Annotated in this window: 21 protein-coding genes and 1 pseudogene; 8 read left to right on the forward strand and 14 right to left on the reverse strand. The window is 34.9% G+C overall.

What is annotated here, in order from left to right:
- Positions 1-144: 144 nt before the first annotated feature.
- The 6 genes and pseudogenes from ACO05K_RS13030 to ACO05K_RS13055 all read right to left on the reverse strand — a co-directional run bounded on the left by ACO05K_RS13030 (position 145) and on the right by ACO05K_RS13055 (position 6,872).
- Entirely contained in the window at positions 145-1,419 is a 1,275-nt protein-coding gene (locus ACO05K_RS13030) for a mechanosensitive ion channel family protein (RefSeq protein ID WP_421944867.1), read from the reverse strand.
- 257 nt (positions 1,420-1,676) lie between these two features.
- Positions 1,677-3,658, reverse strand: a pseudogene (gene ispG, locus ACO05K_RS13035) ((E)-4-hydroxy-3-methylbut-2-enyl-diphosphate synthase).
- 126 nt (positions 3,659-3,784) lie between these two features.
- Positions 3,785-4,387, reverse strand: coding sequence for an RDD family protein (locus ACO05K_RS13040; RefSeq protein ID WP_421944868.1), 603 nt, complete (start codon positions 4,385-4,387; stop codon positions 3,785-3,787).
- A 115-nt stretch (positions 4,388-4,502) separates the two neighbouring features.
- Positions 4,503-5,477 carry a LiaF transmembrane domain-containing protein gene (locus tag ACO05K_RS13045; RefSeq protein WP_421944869.1) on the reverse strand — a complete coding sequence of 325 codons (975 nt, stop codon included), beginning with the start codon at positions 5,475-5,477 and terminating at the stop codon, positions 4,503-4,505.
- A 5-nt stretch (positions 5,478-5,482) separates the two neighbouring features.
- Positions 5,483-6,163: a PspC domain-containing protein gene (locus ACO05K_RS13050; protein WP_421944870.1), complete on the reverse strand. Its 681-nt coding sequence runs from the start codon at positions 6,161-6,163 to the stop codon at positions 5,483-5,485.
- Between the two features lie 19 nt (positions 6,164-6,182).
- Complete coding sequence (locus ACO05K_RS13055; RefSeq protein WP_421944871.1) at positions 6,183-6,872, reverse strand: SDR family oxidoreductase; 690 nt, start codon at positions 6,870-6,872, stop codon at positions 6,183-6,185.
- Between the two features lie 145 nt (positions 6,873-7,017).
- Between ACO05K_RS13055 and ACO05K_RS13060 the strand changes: the two genes are divergently transcribed.
- From ACO05K_RS13060 to msrA, 8 genes are all read left to right on the forward strand, one after another.
- On the forward strand, positions 7,018-7,752 hold the full coding sequence (locus ACO05K_RS13060) for an MlaE family ABC transporter permease (RefSeq protein WP_132403625.1): 735 nt from the start codon (positions 7,018-7,020) through the stop codon (positions 7,750-7,752).
- Entirely contained in the window at positions 7,752-8,504 is a 753-nt protein-coding gene (locus tag ACO05K_RS13065; protein WP_421944872.1) for an ABC transporter ATP-binding protein, read from the forward strand. Before ACO05K_RS13060 ends, ACO05K_RS13065 begins: the two co-directional genes overlap by 1 nt.
- A 20-nt stretch (positions 8,505-8,524) precedes the next feature.
- Positions 8,525-8,764, forward strand: a complete 240-nt coding sequence (locus ACO05K_RS13070; protein ID WP_421944873.1) for a DUF2281 domain-containing protein — start codon at positions 8,525-8,527, stop codon at positions 8,762-8,764.
- Positions 8,765-8,772: 8 nt separating this feature from the next.
- Positions 8,773-9,147, forward strand: a complete 375-nt coding sequence (locus ACO05K_RS13075) for a type II toxin-antitoxin system VapC family toxin (protein ID WP_421944874.1) — start codon at positions 8,773-8,775, stop codon at positions 9,145-9,147.
- A 4-nt stretch (positions 9,148-9,151) separates the two neighbouring features.
- On the forward strand, positions 9,152-10,033 hold the full coding sequence (locus tag ACO05K_RS13080; protein ID WP_421944875.1) for a class I SAM-dependent methyltransferase: 882 nt from the start codon (positions 9,152-9,154) through the stop codon (positions 10,031-10,033).
- A gap of 97 nt (positions 10,034-10,130) precedes the next feature.
- Positions 10,131-11,177 (forward strand): hypothetical protein, encoded by a 1,047-nt coding sequence (locus tag ACO05K_RS13085; RefSeq protein WP_421944876.1) that lies wholly within the window; start codon positions 10,131-10,133, stop codon positions 11,175-11,177.
- A 64-nt stretch (positions 11,178-11,241) separates the two neighbouring features.
- Positions 11,242-12,654, forward strand: a complete 1,413-nt coding sequence (locus ACO05K_RS13090; protein WP_421944877.1) for a hypothetical protein — start codon at positions 11,242-11,244, stop codon at positions 12,652-12,654.
- 76 nt (positions 12,655-12,730) lie between these two features.
- Complete coding sequence (gene msrA, locus ACO05K_RS13095) at positions 12,731-13,273, forward strand: peptide-methionine (S)-S-oxide reductase MsrA (protein ID WP_421944878.1); 543 nt, start codon at positions 12,731-12,733, stop codon at positions 13,271-13,273.
- On the opposite strand, the gene ACO05K_RS13100 is transcribed toward msrA, so the two are convergent.
- The 8 genes from ACO05K_RS13100 to lptB all read right to left on the reverse strand — a co-directional run bounded on the left by ACO05K_RS13100 (position 13,270) and on the right by lptB (position 19,386).
- A complete protein-coding gene (locus ACO05K_RS13100; protein WP_421944879.1) occupies positions 13,270-14,358 on the reverse strand; it encodes an acyl-CoA dehydrogenase family protein in 1,089 nt (362 codons plus the stop codon). The two genes, msrA and ACO05K_RS13100, sit on opposite strands and share 4 nt — an antisense overlap.
- Positions 14,359-14,982, reverse strand: coding sequence for a nicotinamide riboside transporter PnuC (gene pnuC, locus ACO05K_RS13105; protein ID WP_421944880.1), 624 nt, complete (start codon positions 14,980-14,982; stop codon positions 14,359-14,361).
- A gap of 395 nt (positions 14,983-15,377) precedes the next feature.
- Complete coding sequence (locus ACO05K_RS13110; protein ID WP_421944881.1) at positions 15,378-15,788, reverse strand: BrxA/BrxB family bacilliredoxin; 411 nt, start codon at positions 15,786-15,788, stop codon at positions 15,378-15,380.
- A gap of 236 nt (positions 15,789-16,024) precedes the next feature.
- A complete protein-coding gene (locus tag ACO05K_RS13115) occupies positions 16,025-16,339 on the reverse strand; it encodes a CCC motif membrane protein (protein WP_421944882.1) in 315 nt (104 codons plus the stop codon).
- 8 nt (positions 16,340-16,347) lie between these two features.
- The gene (locus tag ACO05K_RS13120; protein WP_421944883.1) at positions 16,348-16,671 is read right to left on the reverse strand and encodes a DUF2752 domain-containing protein; all 324 of its coding nucleotides are present in this window, start codon (positions 16,669-16,671) and stop codon (positions 16,348-16,350) included.
- The gene (locus ACO05K_RS13125; RefSeq protein WP_421944884.1) at positions 16,655-17,083 is read right to left on the reverse strand and encodes a YkvA family protein; all 429 of its coding nucleotides are present in this window, start codon (positions 17,081-17,083) and stop codon (positions 16,655-16,657) included. The genes ACO05K_RS13120 and ACO05K_RS13125 overlap by 17 nt, the downstream gene beginning before the upstream one ends.
- 35 nt (positions 17,084-17,118) lie before the next feature.
- Entirely contained in the window at positions 17,119-18,636 is a 1,518-nt protein-coding gene (locus ACO05K_RS13130; protein WP_421944885.1) for a GH3 auxin-responsive promoter family protein, read from the reverse strand.
- Positions 18,637-18,645: 9 nt separating this feature from the next.
- Positions 18,646-19,386, reverse strand: coding sequence for an LPS export ABC transporter ATP-binding protein (gene lptB / locus ACO05K_RS13135; protein ID WP_421944886.1), 741 nt, complete (start codon positions 19,384-19,386; stop codon positions 18,646-18,648).
- Between the last annotated feature and the right edge of the window lie 27 nt (positions 19,387-19,413).

Genomic DNA, 19,413 nt, shown 5'->3' on the forward strand with positions numbered 1-19,413 from the left:
TTTGTTATTCTGAGGAACGAAGAATCTGTAACCTACAAAAGACAATTTTAACAGCAGTAATCAAACTTGGTATCGTAGTTAAACTTACAGCTTTGTTTCATTGCCTACAGATTCTTCACTACGTTCAGAATGACAGTAACAAAACTAATCATTTCCCCTGCTGACAAAACCACGCATGTCGCTTCCGCTTGGGCTTTGGAAAATCTCTAAATCGAAATAAGGAACCGCAGCAAGCAAATGGTCGAAAATATCGGCAGCAACTTCTTCAAATTTTTTCAATCCCTTTTCTTTAGAAAACACATAAATTTCAATAGGAAGTCCGTTTTCCGTAGCTTGTAATTGGCGTACCATAAAAGTTAAATCGGTATTAATGAATGGATTGCTTTCCAGGTATTTTTCTGCATAAACACGAAATGTTCCAATATTCGTCATGTGCCTTCCGTTAACCAAATTGTTTGGATTGACTGTATTTTCGGCGTTGAAAATCTCAATTTGTTGTTGCGTTTCGCGAAGATATTCTTTTAAGAAATCGATACTTTTTAAGCGATTAATTAAATCCTCATCGCAAAATTTAATGCTCGAAATTTTAATATTAATGTGACGTTTAATCCTTCTGCCCTCACTTTCTTCCATTGCTCGCCAATTTTTAAATGACTCACTAACAATGGCATAACTTGGCACAATCGTAACCGTTTTATCCCAATTACGAACTTTAATTGTGGTTAAATTAATTTCAGTTACTTCGCCATCTGCACCATATTTTTCAACCGTAATCCAGTCGCCAACGCGAACCAAATCTATCGCACTCATCTGTACAGAAGCAACAAAACCTAAAATCGGATCGCGAAAAACCAATATAAATACTGCCGTAACCGCACCAAAACCTCCAAAAATATACAAAGGTGATTCATTTAAAATGATAGACAGAATTAGTACAAAGCCTAAAATATAGATGATGATTTTTGCAACCTGTTTATAACTTCGAATAGGTTTATCAGCATATTTCCTTGATGCTTCCATTATGGAAACCATTGCATTTAAAAATGCATTAATGGCAAACATGGTAGCCAAAACCACATAAATCCTGGAGAATATTAATGCGTAAAAAAGCCAGTTTTTAAAATCGATAAACACAAATGGAACAGCATTGTAAATAATGTATGCTCCAAATATCAATGCAAAAGCTCTGAAAACCCTAAATTCAAAAAGTGCACTTTGCCAATCGGGCTTCGTTTTAGCACTTTTTACAGCAAAAATAAATACTTGTCTGGTGACAAATATGGTTATGAAAAGAAATAGGGTTACACCAATTAAACCAATAAAAAAGTAAGAATAAATTAATTCAGTTCCTGAAAGGTCTTTTTCTATCAGCCAATTTCTGAATTCGTTAAATATGGTTTGAAAGGTTGGAATATTCATTGAGGTAATTTAGTTTTTATTGGCTAGAATAATAAATCAGATGCTCGATTCTTGTCATGTTGAGCTTGTCGAAACACATCCGATTCTTCTACAGGCTGTAGTTACTTTTAGGATATTCCGTCATTGCGAAATCGATTTTTCATCGATTAAAGCAATCTCATTCATAAAAGATAAGATTGCCGCGGTCGTGAAATACTCCCTCGCAATGACGACAGCGCCGAAATATCCCTCGAATTGATTTCTTGAAAAATTAAAAGCTAACCTTTCTCAACCCAATTCCCATCACCTTTAATAATATCAATCAACTCATCCAAAGCAAAAGCTGTATTTACATTTTTCTTCACAACTTCTTGTCCACGGTACAAAGTAATTTTATCAGGACCAGTACCAACGTAACCATAATCGGCATCGGCCATTTCGCCTGGACCATTAACGATGCAACCCATAATTCCAATTTTAAGGCCTTTCAAATGATCTGTTCTCGAACGAATAAGCTGTGTAGTCTCCTGTAAATCGAAAAGTGTTCTGCCACAACTCGGGCAAGAAATATATTCAGTTTTACTAATTCTTGTTCTGGTTGCCTGCAAAATCCCGAAACTGGTCGAATTAATCAAAGCCAAATCCTGACCTTGAGCATCAATCCAAATCCCATCGCCAAAACCATCGGTAAACAAAGCGCCAAAATCTGTCGAAGCATAAAGCTGTAAATTATCAGCGTTTAAATTTTCGTAAGTGCGTTTAATAATTACCGGAATTTGTATATTTTTTTCTTGTAAAGTAACGAAGAATGCTCTTTGTTCTGCCATTCCGTGATTGGCTGAAGTTTCCAAAATGAAAACGATGTTGTTAGATTGCTCGATTGATAAATTATCTAGTTGTTTTGCATCAATAGATACAAAGTTTAATAATTCATCTTTGATTTCAGCCTTGCTAAATTCATCCAAAGAAAAAAGCGGATGGCAATTATTTTTATCTTGAAGTTTTAACCAAGTATTGTAATTATAAACTTGCTTTAAATTCCCCGGAAAAGAAAATGACGGCAAATTATCACCAAGGAAAGCTAAATCGCAGGCTTGGTCAGCTAGGTTATATTTGTCTAATCCAGCACTATAATTATACCCTACAGAACTTAAAAAATATGGGTCTTTCAGGTTTTCTTTTGTAACATCAATCATTACCAAAGGATGGTAGTGACCACCAATGTGTTGAACAGGTTGAGTAATTCTGCGGGAATATTGGTATGGACTATAAGTTGGTGATTGTCCTTCGACAAGCTCATGATGACATACGACAGTGTTGCTTTCAACTTTCAACTTTTGACTTTCAACTCTATTCACATATCTATCTGCCAAAGCTTTCGCAACTGGCGCCTCAAATTCTGGGTCTTCCGTTAACGAAACACGAATGGTATCGCCTAAACCGTCCTCTAACAATGTTCCAATTCCAACAGCCGATTTTATACGACCATCTTCGCCATCACCAGCTTCGGTTACGCCAAGGTGTAAAGGGTAATTCATTCCTTCCTTAACCATGGTTTCTACCAATAAACGGTAAGCCTGAACCATTACCTGTGTGTTACTAGCTTTCATGGAAATAACCAGATTATAGTAATTTTCAGCCTCGCACATACGGATAAATTCCATTGCCGATTCGACCATTCCTCTTGGTGTATCGCCGTAATGGCTCATAATCCGATCAGAAAGAGAACCATGATTTGTACCAATACGCATCGCTGTGCCGTATTCCTTACAAATTTTAATCAGCGGAATAAATTTCTTGTTTATCCTTTCCAGTTCTGCCGTGTAAGCATCCTGAGTATATTCTAAATTTTCGAATTTCTTTTTATCGGCATAGTTTCCCGGATTTACACGAACTTTTTCTACGATTCTGGCCGCCATTTCAGCAGCGTTCGGTGTAAAATGAATATCGGCAATTAAGGGAACATCGTATCCGCGAAAGCGTAATTCTTTTTAATGTTGGATAAATTTTCAGCCTCCTTGATGCTTGGAGCCGTAATTCGAACATAATCACAACCAGATTCCACCATACGAATGGTCTGTTCAACCGTTCCAATAGTATCCATGGTATCGGTCGTGGTCATCGATTGAATGCGAATTGGATTATGACCGCCCAATGCCATATCTCCAATCTTTACCTCGCGAGTTAAAAACCTGGAATATTGCGTTAAACTGTTGCAATATCCACCACCTAAACCATCTTTTACAAGTATATTTTCCATGCCGATGCAAAGATAAGTATTGTTGGAATGTTTTGATGTTGGAATGTTCGAATATTTAATGACGGCATGAATGAATTTTGAGTGAGTGAATAGTAGTTTCTAAATCGTTCAAAACTTAATAATTTGTTATATCAACCTATCTTTTATCACCAAAGTATTTGCAGATATATCGTGCCAGCATTGATTTTTTTTATTTAGAAAACTATAGAAATAGCCGAAGAAAACCGGAATTACAGAAAGTATTTTAGAGAAATTTCGAATTAATGAGCGACCGAAAGATACTCTTGTTCCTTCTAAATCTGTAACCTTAATATTTACCAATCGTTTACCAATTGTTGCCTGCTTGCCAGATGATTCTGCAAAACTGCCATAAATAAGTTTTACAATAAAAATTAATGGCAAAGGCGTTACAAAGGCCATAATTCGTTGGTCTTTTCCTTCTATAAAAGCAAAGCTGATTAAAATACAGAGGCTGTAAATTATGAAAATAAGAAAGTGATCAATAACTGAGGCTAATAATCGCAAATCGAAAGCTGCGAAATATTGCGGTGCGGTTTTTTGATAGCTAAAACCAAGAAGCTCACGCAATTCTGGTATTGCATGAGCTTCTTTATAATCATCCATTCCGGGTTTACGGATAAATGTATTTGGTGTAATATTCAGGTTCGCAAGCTCGGACAAACTGTATGGCCCTTGTGGTTTTCCATTTATTACAACTGTGTATTCCATTAAGTTATACGTTTTATGTGGTAAGTTTTAAGTGGTAGGCAAGTTACAGAAACTAATTTCTACTGTTCTACAAATAGCTTATGTAACTTATAACGTAAAACTTACAACCTAAAACTTAGTATCTCGATACCTCAAAGTTACTTAAACCGCCATCCAAATTAATAAATATTTTTTTGGTTGATGTTTTATAGTTGGCTGTTTCATATACGCCATCGCTTAGTTTTTCAAAGCCTGAAAAATCTTTTGCTGATAGACCTGTTTTGGTTTTTATGCGACAACCAGAGTTTGTTGGTATTTTGATTTTAACATCGGCTACTCCCGATTTTACAACAACATCGGTAATTGGTAATAAATCGCCAACTTTAATATCTAAAGATGCGGCACCACCATCAAAGCGGAAAGATCTAACTTTATAATCAGTGAAATCGAAATCTGCTTCTCCAGCACCTAGTTTCATGTTGATATCCCATTTTGGAGCTTTATTCAGTTTAAAATCAACATCATTTCCGCCATCACCAAAATTCCATTTATTAGTTTTACCTTCCATTTTGAAGTTTAAAACCACAGCACTATCAGTTAATTGTTTTACAAGCGAAAAGTTACTGCGTCTTCTCTTTTTCACGTCAGCGTTTATCAAATCAGATGTTTCTCCATCAAGATTAAAAGAAATTCCACCACCAGAAATATTTAACACAGTTTTTTTAGTTGTATCTACTGCGTTAAAAACTTCTGAAAAATTTAAGCGGTTTCCAGCGGTGTCCTCATCATTCGAATCTTCATTATCATCATCGATGTTAATATCAACATCATCTTTAAGTTTATGCCCCCACCAAGAACCACGCTCGGGTTTTTGTTGTCCTTTTACAAATAGGAAAGAAAGTGTAATTACTAAAACGCCAATGGAAATTATGCTTCCCGTTTGGGTATTATTTTTATTAAAAAGGATGTTTAAACCTGCAATAATTAAAAACACTGGCCAAAAGTGCCATACATTACGCCAGTAAAAAGTAATTACATTAAAGTTTTCTAGCAAGAGTACACCACCTATAAAAAGCAGTAAGATACCCCAAATCAGTCTATCGAGTTTCATAATATTTATACTTGAGGGTTAGCGGGATTCGAATTATTATCATCTTTCGGCTTTTCTGTTTCTTCAACAATAATTGCATTAGTAACAGTTTCCGTTTTTGGCTCTGTTTCAGCAGATTGCTGATTTTGAAATGCTGCCCAATCATTTTTTCTTTTAGCTTTCGCGATGATGCTAATACCCAAAACAATGAAAATTACTGGCCAGAAATTCCTAAAGCGGAACCAATCCGGAATAAAATCCAGTTCTCTCATCAGAAAAAAGCAACCAATTACAAGCAATACCAAGCCTCCTATTGTACGTCCTGTATCATTAGGTTTATTGAATTTGCTAAAATCGGCGTGACTTTCGAAAGGCACTTTTTGAGTATCGCTTAATGGCTGGCTCCAATTTGTATTTGTAGAACCTACCGGACCAGTATAAGCACCACTAGTGCCAAAAGGTGGTGTATTTGGATTATTCTTAAAATAATCGTTAAACTTTGAGAATTTGGCTGCCGGATCATTATTAACCGGAACAATAATCCACATTACTACATAGGCGATAAGTCCGCCTCCTGCAAAAAATATTGCTGATAATGCAAATAACAGTCTAACTATGGTTACTTCAACCTGCATATAATCTGCAAGACCCGAAGCTACACCGGCAATCATTTTATCGTGTTCGTTTCTAAAAAGCTTCTTTTCCATAACGTTGTTCATTTTGTGTTTAAAAATCTAGCGGAGTGATTAAAACCTCATCAACGTTTACCCCTTTACTTAAGTTTAAAATGGTAAATAGCGTTTCTGCAATATCTTCGGGTTGTACAAATTTTTCATCCGGAATTGTTGTTCCCTCCCATGATGAAGTTTTGGTTGAACCCGGCAAAAAAGCAGTTACTTTTACATTGTGTGGTGCTAATTCTTGCCGCAATACATTATTAAGACTTAACATCGCTGCTTTTGTTACACTATAACTTCCGCCATTTTTTACAGGTGTTTTACTTGCAACCGAACATATGTTAAAAATGTGCCCACGCCCAGCAGAACGCATATTTTTAGCAAAAAACTTACTAATGTAATAGGCGGAATTTACGTTGAGCTGCTGTTGTATTTCAAAAACTTCATCATCCTCATCGAGCAAGCTACCTGGTAAAAAAGTTCCGACATTATTAACCAAAACATCAACAAACCCAAACTCATTATCAACCTTGTTTAAAAAATCATAAACCTGCTCTTTCTGCGAACAGTCAACAGCATAAATCAAAACCGTTCTCCCAGTCAGAAATAGTTCATCTCTAAAGCTTTCAAGTTCTTTTTTGTTTCTGGCAATAAGTGCTAAATCATATCCATTTTGCCATAATTTAATCGCAATAGCTCTACCAATTCCTTTTGTTGCACCAGTTATTAAAGCTTTCATGTATTGTGGTTTAATTTTTGTAAGCAAAAAACCATATTTATATTCAAAACCACGAATATTTTTGTAATTAACAAAGGGCTACAACTTTTTTATCGTTTCTTTGTAGTATTATATAATGCACACTTAATTAAGCAACACATACGGAATGAATTTTACCAATTTCGGCAGGTACATACTGCTACTCAAATCTGTGTTCAGAAAGCCGGAAAAACTGAAGATATATTTAAAAGAAATAGCCAAACAAATGGATTACGTTGGTGTTGGCTCGCTTGGCTTAATTGCAATCATCTCTACTTTTATTGGTGCAGTAATGACATTGCAGATTGCTTTCCAGCTGGTTAGCGATTTTATCCCTAAAACCATTATTGGTTCAGTTAACCGAGATTCGAGTATTTTAGAACTTAGCCCAACCATTAGCGCAATTGTTTTAGCAGGTAAAATTGGGTCTGCAATTTCATCAGAAATTGGTTCGATGCGAGTTACTGAGCAAATTGATGCACTAGAGATTATGGGAATAAATGCGCCGGGTTATCTAATTCTACCAAAAATTATTTCAGGTATAACAATGGTTCCAATGTTGGTAATTATTTCTATGTTCTTAAGTATTTCTGGTGGTTATATTGGCGGTTCAATCTCTGGAGCGGTAACTCCTGCCGAATATATACAAGGTATTACAACTGATTTTAACCCTTACACAATTGTTGTTGCATTAGTTAAAGCATTTGTTTTTGGATTTATTATCACATCCGTTCCGGCTTATGAAGGCTTTTACGTTCGCGGTGGTGCATTAGAGGTTTCTCAGGCAAGTACAAGAGCGGTTGTAATTAGCTGTATTTCGATTCTTGTTTGCGATTATTTAGTTACTCAATTGTTATTGTAATGATCGAAATTAAAGATATATATAAATCATTCTCTGGAAATGACGTTTTGAAAGGCATTTCAGGGAAGTTTGAAGAAGGCGTAACAAATCTTATCATTGGAGGTTCTGGTTCGGGAAAAACAACACTACTTAAATGTATGGTTGGTTTACATCAACCAGATTCGGGTTCGGTATTATACGATGGTCGCGATTTTACACCGATGACTTATGAGCAACGTATTGATGTTCGTAAAGAAATTGGGATGCTTTTTCAAGGTTCGGCTCTTTTTGATAGTATGACAGTGGAAGATAATATTATGTTTCCGCTAAATATGTTTACCGACCAAAGCAGAAGTGAAAAAGTAGATAGAGTAAATTTTTGTTTGGAACGCGTAAATCTTGCGGGTAAAAACAAGCTATTTCCTGCTGAATTATCTGGTGGTATGAAAAAGCGTGTTGGTATTGCCCGAGCTATTTCCATGAATCCTAAATATTTATTTTGTGATGAACCTAACTCTGGTTTAGACCCGAAAACATCCATTGTAATTGATGAATTGATCCAAGAATTAACTGAAGAATTTAAAACCACAACCATTGTAGTTACCCACGATATGAACTCGGTAATGGGTATTGGAGATTACATTTTGTTTTTGCACGAAGGAAAAAAATTCTGGGAAGGAAGCAACAAAGAAATCGCCCATACGGATATAAAAGAACTTAACGACTTCGTTTTCGCCAGCCGCTTTATGAAAGCTGCAAAAGATAAGTTTTAATAAAATTCTTATATTTGATTATGACAGCGGCAACAAAAAATATCATCGATAAATTAGAAACCTTACCTAAAAGCATGGTAAATGAGGTTGAAGATTTTATTGATTTTTTGAAAGCCAAACATGCTAAACAGCCTGAAAAGTCAATTAATCAAGATGATTTAGTAGAAGAACCAAAAGGCTTGTATGGAGCAGCGAAGGGTCTATTTATTATTCCTAAAGATTTTAACGAGCCATTAGAAGATCTTAAAGATTATATGTAATGCGGTATTTGATTGATACGCATATATTCATCTCTTTAATTAACAATGAAGAAGATTTTAATATCCTATACATTGAAGCAGTTGATAATAAAGAAAACGAAATTTTTATCAGCGTTGCTAGTATTTGGGAAATAATTGTTAAAGTTAATATTGGAAAATTATTTATTACAAGAAGTATTCAGGAAATGTATGATGTAATAACAAATGATGGTATTACAATATTAAATTTTCAGAAACCAGATTTTGACAAATATTTAACGCTACCATTAATCCACAAAGATCCTCTTGATAGAATGATTATTTCACAAACAATGGCAAATGATCTAACATTAATTACAGATGACCAACTCATCAAAAATTATCCAAATTTAAAGCTATTTTAATTACATGATACAATTACTTGCCCCAACCCATTGGAAAGATTATGAACTGATTGATTGCGGGGATTTTGAAAAACTAGAACGTTTTGGAACTGCAATTTTAATTCGCCCAGAGCCACAAGCGGTTTGGAAAAAAACACTTTCTGAGCAAGAGTGGAAAAAGAGGGCAAATATAACTTTTAGAGGTCGTTCGGCAACTTCGGGAGAATGGGTAAAGAAAAACCAAGCTATTCCTGATAGATGGCATGTTGAATACAAAAATAATGAAGTTGCTATTAAACTTCGTTTAGGTTTAACTTCTTTTAAGCATGTTGGTGTTTTCCCCGAACAGGCTGTTAATTGGGATTATATTTCATCATCGATTAAAAAATTTAAAACCCCACAACCAAAAGTTTTAAACCTTTTTGCCTACACAGGTGCTGCATCGCTTATTGCAAATGCTGCAGGTGCAGAAACTACTCACGTAGATTCGATAAAACAAGTAGTTACCTGGGCGAATGAAAATCAAGAACTTTCGGGTTTAAAAAATACCCGTTGGATGGTTGAGGATGCCTTAAAGTTTGTTAAAAAAGAACTTAAAAGAGGTAAAAAATATAACGGAATTATTTTGGATCCTCCGGCTTACGGGCATGGACCAAACGGTGAAAAGTGGAAGCTTGAAGATCATATTCAAGAAATGATGCAAGATGTTGTTCAGCTTCTGGATGAAGAAGAGCATTTTCTAATTCTTAATACCTACTCACTGGGATTTTCATCAGTTATTGTAGAAAATTTAATCAGGACATCATTCCCATCTGTAAACAATTTAGAGACCGGCGAATTATACTTACAAGCTACTGAAGGCGTAAAATTACCCCTTGGTGTTTTCGGTAAATTCTGTAATGTTTAAATGTTAACTATTTTATTTTGTACTCTCAATTTTCCGTCATAATTTCATCCCAAACAGATTCGGAAAAACTGTCTAAAATTTAACCTAAAATATATCTATGAAATTTCCAAAATTAACCGGCACAATTGTGCTAGGTTTTGCTGCGATAGGCTTATTTGCCAATTGCAATTCTGACGGCAAAGCCGGTGGCGTTGGTAAAATGTTCTCTTCTGACACGACAAAGAAAAAAACGGATACTGTTGAAAATGTTATGAAGCCGGTTGATCCGAAGCTTTACGACTCATTAGTAAAAAAACTATCAATAACAGATACAACGGGGAAATGGCCAGCTAAAAATCAGCCATATCCATTAGCAGGTGCAATTTTACCATTTAAAAGAATTGTAGTTTACTATGGAAATCTTCACTCAAAAAAAATGGGCGCCCTTGGAGAATATGCTCCAAAAGAAATGTGGCAACGTTTAAATACAGAAGTTAAAAAATGGGAAAAGGCAGATCCATCTACACCTGTACAACCAGGATTACATTACATCGCTGCCGTAGCTAGCGGAACACCTGGTAAAGATGGAAAATACATTAATCGTATGGGAAATAAGCAGATTGATTCTGTTTTAAAAATTGCCAAAATGCAGCCAAATACGATTGTATTTTTAGATTTACAAGTAGCTTTAAGTACTATAAAAGCAGAATTACCTCATATTGAAAAATATTTAGAGTTGCCATATGTGCATTTAGGCATCGACCCTGAATTTTCTATGAAAGATGGCTCTTTACCTGGTAAAAAAATTGGAACATACGATGCTGCAGATATTAATTATGTAACAGGTTACTTAGCAGATATTGTTAAAAAGCACAATCTTCCTCCAAAAGTTTTCGTATTACATCGTTTTACAAAGAAAATGGTTACCAATTCGCAAAACATTAAACTTCGTCCGGAAGTACAAGTGGTAATGCACATGGATGGATGGGGCGAACCGGAATTGAAAAAAGGAACATACAGACATTTCATCTTTTCTGAACCTGTTCAGTTTACTGGATTTAAAGTGTTTTACAAGAACGATTTGAAGAAAGCTCCAAACAGGTTAATGACACCAGAGGAACTTTTGAAACTCACACCTAAACCAATCTACATCCAATACCAATAATATTCAAAGCCTGTAATTAAGTTTACAGGCTTTTTGTATCTTACAGCAAATTATTAAACGCCTCATGAAAAACTTCCTTACTACATTAGCAATTACCATCCTATTTTTCTCTAATGCTTTTGCGCAGAAACTTAACACGCAATCATCACTAGAAAAAGCAATACAACAATCGGTTAAAAAAGATAAACCTATTATTTTAATTGTTTCAGTTCCGAATATGAATGTGCCACAAACAACATCAAATGGAACAAAAATAAATTTTACTTCTGCTATTGATGATGCCGAAGTGATTGAAAGAATTAATCAAAATTTTATTGCTTATAAAACAATAATGAATGATACTTCGATAAGAAGTATTTTATCCAAATCAGCAATCAATTCATTCCCTGCGTACATCTTTTTACGTTCAAATAAAGAAGTCTTTTTTAAAGATTATGGAAATTCTACCTCTAAACAGAGATACTTTTACATGATTGATAATGCATTAAAAGCTTTAAAGGAAAAGCCTATTTCGGAGCTAGAGCTTGAATATGCAGCAAATAAAACGGATGTCCAATTGTTAAAAAACTTGATTGATGCAAGAAAAAAACTTGGCCAAAATAACAATGCCGAATTAATTGAAGAATATGTTAAAAGCTTAAAAATTGATGATTTTAACAATTATCAAACTGTACTTTATATTTTAGAGGCCGGACCACATACCGATGGCAATGCATATAAGTTTGCTCATACTAACCGAAAATTAATTGATAGTATATACAGAATGGAACCATTTGCAAAGCGTTCTACTTTTAATAACTTTATGATTAATAACACCATGAATGATGCGATAAAAGCTAAAAACATAGCTAAGGCACAATCTGCCGCATCATTTACCAGGGGCACATGGTCAAATGATTACATAAAAGGTTCTAAAGCTTATGATAGCCAAATGATGCGTTATTATTTGGCCGTTAAGGATACTGCTAGATATCTACAAACTGCAACATATCATTATGATAGTTATTATATGAGAATTGGAGCAGATAGTATTAAGAAAATGGAAGCTGCAGAACTTAAAGCTATGGAAAGACGCGGACTACCAGCAACATTAAATCAAAACATTGTTTCGAAAGAGAAAATGGATAGTTTAATGAAAGCCAAAGGCGCAAATATGATTACTCAATCTATTGTTGCCGTAGGTCCTACATCAAGCAGTTATGCAAATGAATTAAATAATGCGGCTTACAAATTTTATGAAACAGGAAAGAAAAATATAAATCATTTAACCAAAGCAATGATTTGGAGTAGACGTTCAATTGAATTACATCCAATAAGTGCATATTATGATACCCTAGCTCATATCTTATACAGACTTGAATATTATGAGGAGGCGATAAAAAATCAGCAATTAGCGATAGAAAAATCAAAATTTGAAAATCACGATACCAAACATCTTCAGGAAGAATTAAAGAAGATGAGAGCAAGACAAATATAAATAAAGAGGCCTGTAATTAACTTTACAGGCTTTTTTAACTCCAAAACCTTTGTTACCTGCATTACGTTTATATATTATGCAAACAGCAACATTTGGTGGAGGATGCTTTTGGTGTACTGAAGCTGTATTTCAAGTTTTAAACGGCGTAGAAAGTGTAACTTCCGGGTACATGGGAGGTTTGTTGAAACATCCAACTTACATGGAAATTTCAAATGGTGATACCGGCCACGCAGAAGTGATTCAAATAGAATTTGATGAAAAAATAATTTCATATAATGATTTATTGCTTGTGTTTTTTAAAACCCACACCCCAACTTTTTTGAATAGGCAGGGCAATGATATTGGCCCTCAATATCGCTCTGTTATTTATTACCACAGTTCGGAACAGAAACTTCTTGCAAAACAAATAATAGAAAAACTAACCAATGAAAGGGTGTTCAAAAAACCTATCGTTACTGAAATTTGTTTTGCAACAGATTTTTATGAAGCTGAAGATTACCACCAAAACTATTTCATAAAGAATGCAGGAAAACCCTATTGCGCATTCGTAATACAACCAAAGCTTGATAAATTCATTCTAGAGTTTAATAAAATGATTAAATCAGAGTTATCCAGTTAATCAATAAATGTTAGCAAAGCATGTTGACTAGCTGTATGGATATCTCTCCAAACCCTGTTAATTTCTGTTTCAGTCTTTGCGGCTTCCAATCCGGCGTATGGAAATAATTTACCAGTTATACGCCAACAAGCATGCGCTAAAGTTCTACTTATAAGGCTTACTCGCCTTAACTTTTCATCTGTGATTGTACTATTGTTTTGAAGCTGCTCCCAGGATTCATCAAAAGCTTTATAGAAGTTATCTCGAAGTTCACTTATTTCAGTTTTACACGCTTTTAGTTCAGATTTGAAATATAAAATCTGCTCTTCAGAATATCTTTTTAAACCACTTCGTGATAAAAATTCATCTTCAACCAATTCGACAAAGTGATTGGTCATTCCTAAGGTATTAACCACAAGAGTTGTTTCTGCAAGCTGTAAAAATGGATAATCGAAACCTTCATCTTCAAACTTTATATCATTGTTTATTTTAAAAGTGCGATTAGCAGGCACCTCAAGGTTATTTACCTCAAAAGCATGACTACCTGTTGCAACCAAGCCAAAGTAAGACCAACCCGATAAAATTTTCACTTCATCTTTCTTTAAGATAAATGATAATACTTTTGGCTTACCTTCTTCATCTAATATATCCGAACCATCTTGATTCTTTAGTGTACAGTTTGCCGTAAAAATGGTGGCATGTAATGCGCCACTCGCATATTTCCAGTGTCCATTAATCAGGTACCCGCTTGCTGTTTTAATTGCAATTCCGCCTACAGCACCGCTTCCAGCAAAACAAACCTTTCTATCTTCAAAAACTTCTTCGGCTAGTTCAGGGTTTAAAAAACCTGCAAACCATGCTGCTCCAGCACAAAGTGTAATGGTCCAACCAAGGCTGCCATCTGCTTGTGCAAGTTCCTCTTCAAGTCTTAAAATTTCTGGCAATTTTTTGCCTGCACCACCATATATTTTCGGCACAAAAAGCTTAAACCAATCTTCCTGATAAGCAAGTTCTAAAATTTCGGGATGCAACTCGCCCATTTCTTCTGATGATGCAGCAAATTGTTTAACCCTTTTTTGCCAATCTGTTGATGTTAATGTTTCCATTTAGACTGCAAGTTTTAATTTGTTTTTATTGATAATTTTTTTCCAGTCGAAAAAGCCAAATATTGCAACTACAAACAAAAATGCAGTTAAACAACCCATTAACGGAAGTTTTTTATGAAATAAAAGTGGAATGGCGACAATGTTTGATATATTCAGGAAAATCCAGTTTTCAATTTTCCTTTTAGCTAAAAGCCACATTCCTGCCCAGGCTGTTGCAGAAACAAACGCATCTAAAATTGGAACATCAGAATCTGTATGATTTTTCAATGCGAAGTAGAAAACTACAAAACCAATAGTGGAAATTAGTATCGCGATAAGTAAATCTCTATTAGAACTGTAAGAAACTTGATTTTCTCCTTCTTCCTTACGTTTTTTCCATATTATCCAACCGTATACACTCATTACCAGATAATAAATACTCAATAACATTTCTGCATAGAGTTTTACATTAAGCAGCAGAAACATAGATAACAAAATTGAAACGATACCCGTTGGATATAGCCAAATATTATTCTTTTTTGCTAATAATACTTCTGAAACACCAAAACCTACAGCTAACCATTCGATTATCGATGTGCTTGCTATCTGTTCTGCAAAGAGTTTAAACCAATCCTGAAAATTCATTTACAATAAATTGTTAAATAATTTGATTTACAGCAGAAATATCTCCTTCCACCGATGAATCAAAAAATAAAAAATAATTGAAAACTGCTTTCAGGGGCGAAACAGCAAATCTATAACCTCTTCCCTACGTCGGCATTATCCGAATCAGGTGCATAACTTGTAGAAATCTCAGTAATCAAATATCAAGTTTCAAACATTTTGAACATTGAATATTATGATTTGTTAATTTCCTCAAGGTAATGGGTGTAATCTCAGCCTTTCGATTGTTTTGGAAACATTTCAAAAAGCACCCCTATTGAGTAAGGCAAATATAGTTTTTAAATCGAGAGAATTTAATTTTTATTCTAATTGTTACCCTGAGCAAATTATTCCTCAGGATAACAATAGTTTAATATTTAGCAATATTGCTCGAAAGCACCGATAAGGTTATCAGCAATCATTGCCGCTGGTCTGCCTTCAATTTGGTGGCGCTCAATTATGTGTACTAATTTACCATCTTTAAACAAAGCCATTGCTGGTGATGATGGAGGAAAAGGCATCATGTAGTTTCTAGCCTGATCTACTGCTTCTTTTTCCATTCCTGCAAAAACAGTAACCAATTTATCAGGGTGTTTTTCGTGTGCTGCCGCTGCTCTTGCTGCCGGACGAGCATTTGCTGCTGCGCAACCACATACAGAGTTTACAACAACCAATACAGTGCCTTCGCCTTTAATTGCTGCATCTACTTCCTGTGCATTTTTTAATTCTTCAAAACCAACGTTGGTTAATTCCTTACGCATTGGTTCAACTAAATATTCTGGATACATTTATATTATGTTTTGATTTACAATTGAATGTACAAAAATAAGAAAATCGAATGGCATGCACCATTCGATTTATATTTTTAAGGTAAAATTAAGAGGGTATAAATTATTGAAGCCCTTTTAAAATTTCTTGTACTTTTTGAGGATCATTCATCATTCCAAAGCCAAAAATAATGATGATTGCCGCATAATAAAGTAAAGATAGTATGTTCAGAATTAACCCGATAATCGCACAAATTCTACCTGCATTTAAATTTTTTAAACGAACTCTGAGTATAAAGAGAAGGATTTGAAACATACAAAGCTTTATCTTTTTTGCTTAAAACCAAGGCAATTATAGCTGGAATTAAACCTAAAATTCCATAACAGCAGCAAAGAGCGATTGATGCAATACCTAAAACCAGTACAATGGTAGAATTAGGTAAATTCTGATAACCCATTCCTCCACCAAACTGACCAAATGGCGGTGGTTGTTGAAAAGGTGGCGGGGTTACAGGTGGTGTATTAATTGGTTCGAATGGTTGGTTTTCTTGTGGAGTTTGTTCTTCTGACATGGTAGAGTTTAACTTATGAGTTGATGGTTGTATATTTTGTAAATGTAATTGATTACAATAATTACTGCAATAGCAATGAAAGTACTTTTAATAATTAGTGCTCCAAACTTGAAATCGAGTTTTAGATGCAAAGCGGTAAACAAGCAAAGAAAAACCATAAATATGGTTGGTGGATAAAGCTTGAAGGATTCTATAAAATTACCTTGTAGCAATGCAATTCCCGAACGTTGTAAGCCACAATCAGGGCAATCGAAACCAAATTGCGCTTTAAATGGGCAAGTAAATAAGTGATGGCTTAACCAATCGAAAAAGCCTTTATGTTGATGCGCCATCAAGTTCATTTAGATTCAGTTGTTGATCTTTCCAAACTTTGTATTTCTCCAAATCTTTTAAAACTTGTTTATAAACCAGATTTAAAACAAATACATCATCAATAAAACCTAAAACCGGAACAAAATCGGGTACAACATCAATGGGAGATAAAAAATACACAATGCCACCTAATATGGCTATAATTGAGCGTTTTGGAATTTCCGTGTAGCGCCCACCAACATAATCCTTTGCTACGGCAAAAAGCAAAATCAGTTTACTCCAAACACCTTCCAAGTCACCTTTGTTTGTAACCGCTTTGCCCAAAGCATCGTTAATGGTTTGTTTGGCTTTACTCTTATTATTCAATAAAACACTCGCTTTGCTTTCCGATTTTTTAAAGAAATCTAATATTTTCTGTCTGTTCAATTTCATACAATCGTTTTAGAATTAACGAGAAAAGCACAATTTTATTGAGATTTCATCATCTCTAAAATATCATCAACGTATTTTCTTTCGTTGGCAAGGCGTGGTACTTTGTGTTGTCCGCCTAGTTTGTTTTTTGCTTTTAGCCAATTGTAAAAAGTATTGGCAGCAGCATTATGAACTTTCGGACGGCTAAGTGCCATATCCTTAAAGCGCTTAGCATCATAATCAGAATTTACTTCACGCAGGGTATTATCCATTACATCGATAAACTTCTCAAAATCATCCGGTTGTTTGTCAAACTCGATAATCCATTCATGTCCACCTGCTTTTTCACCCTCAAAATAAATCGGACCGGCGGTGTAATCCTTAATTTCTGCACCGGTTACATTGCAAGCTTTGGTAAGTGCCTGTTCTGCATTATCGATAATTACCTCTTCGCCGAAAGCATTTATAAAGTGTTTCGTTCTTCCTGTAATTTTAATGCGGTAAGGTTCCAAAGATGTAAACTGAACAGTATCGCCAATCATATATCGCCACAAACCGCCATTGGTTGAAATTACAATTGCATAATTCTTATTCAACTCTACATCGCCTAACAAAAGTGCCTTTGGATTTTCTTCTCCTATATTTTCCATCGGAATAAATTCATAGAAAATGCCATAATCTAACATTAATAGCATTTCTTCGGAATTATCCTGATCCTGAATTCCAAAAAATCCTTCGGATGCATTATAGGTTTCCAAATAATACATATCCGGTGATGGAATGAGTTGTTTAAACTGCTCTCGATAAGGCCCGAAATTTACAGCACCATGAACATAAAGCTCCAAATTAGGCCAAACCTCCAGTAAGTTTTTTTTGCCTGTAAGCTCTAATACCTTTTTTGCTAAAACGATAGTCCATGTTGGTACGCCCGAAATGCTGGTTACATTTTCATGGATAGTCGCTTCTGCCATTCTATCCATCTTAATTTCGTAATTATCCATCAAAGCGATCGACATATCCGGTGTACGATAAAACTCTGCCCAGATTGGTAAATTTTTAATCAGCACAGCTGATAAATCGCCATAAAAACAATCTTCGTTAAGTTGATTAACCTGATGGCTTCCACCCAAAACCAAACCTTTACCTGTAAACATTTGATTATCCGGACGGTTATTGCAATAGATAGATAACATATCTTTGCCGCCCTTAAAATGGCACTCCTCTAAGCTTTCTTCTGATACAGGAATAAATTTGCTTCTATCACTTGTTGTACCTGATGATTTTGCAAACCATTTTATATCAGAGGGCCACAGAATATTTTGTTCGCCATTAAGCATCCGCTCGATGTATGGCTTTAAGGTATCGTAATTTTGAACTGGAACACGTTCTTGAAATTGCTGAGGAGTTAAAATCGATTTATAATCGTATTTTTTACCCCACTCGGTATTTTCGGCACTATCAATTAAAGTATGAAACCACTCCTGCTGAACATCGTGAGGATATTTCATAAAAAGCTCAATCTGATGAATGCGCTTTTTCATTAACCAAGTAAAAATAGAGTTTACTATTGCCATGAGCTTTTCTTAAACATCAAAATTCTTACGTTTTAAAACAAAGTTAGAACCCAGGTAAACTTTTCTAACCATTTCATTTTCTGCTAATACTTCTGGTACACCTTGCTCCAAAATTTTACCCTCAAAAAGCAGATAAGCTCTATCTGTAATCGAAAGTGTTTCCTGAACATTGTGGTCTGTTATCAGAATACCAATATTTTTGTGTTTTAGTTTTGCTACAATCGATTGAATTTCCTCAACCGCAATCGGGTCTACCCCTGCAAAAGGTTCATCAAGTAAAATAAAGCTTGGGTCTGCAGCTAAAGCTCTTGCAATTTCTGTACGTCTACGTTCTCCTCCAGATAATAAATCGCCACGGTTTTTACGAACTTTATGCAAGCTGAATTCGTTAATTAATTCTTCTAATTTGTGCTTTTGTTCTTCTTTGCTTAGCTTGCTCATTTCCAAAATAGCAAGAATATTATCTTCTACAGTTAGTTTTCTAAAAACTGATGCTTCCTGAGCTAAATAACCAATACCTTTTTGTGCCCTGCGATACATTGCATCTTCAGTAATATCTTCTTCCTCCAGAAAGATCCGACCTTCATTTGGTTTTATTAAACCAACAATCATGTAAAAAGAAGTTGTTTTACCAGCACCGTTTGGGCCTAATAAACCAACTATTTCACCCTGACTTACGTTAAATGAAACATCGTTAACAACAGTTCGCTGTTTATATTTTTTAACCAGATTTTCGGCTCTTAATATCATATATAACTTAACAGTTGATGTCACGTT

Origin of the sequence: Pedobacter sp., assembly GCF_965227205.1 — a bacterium.
GTDB lineage: Bacteria > Bacteroidota > Bacteroidia > Sphingobacteriales > Sphingobacteriaceae > Pedobacter.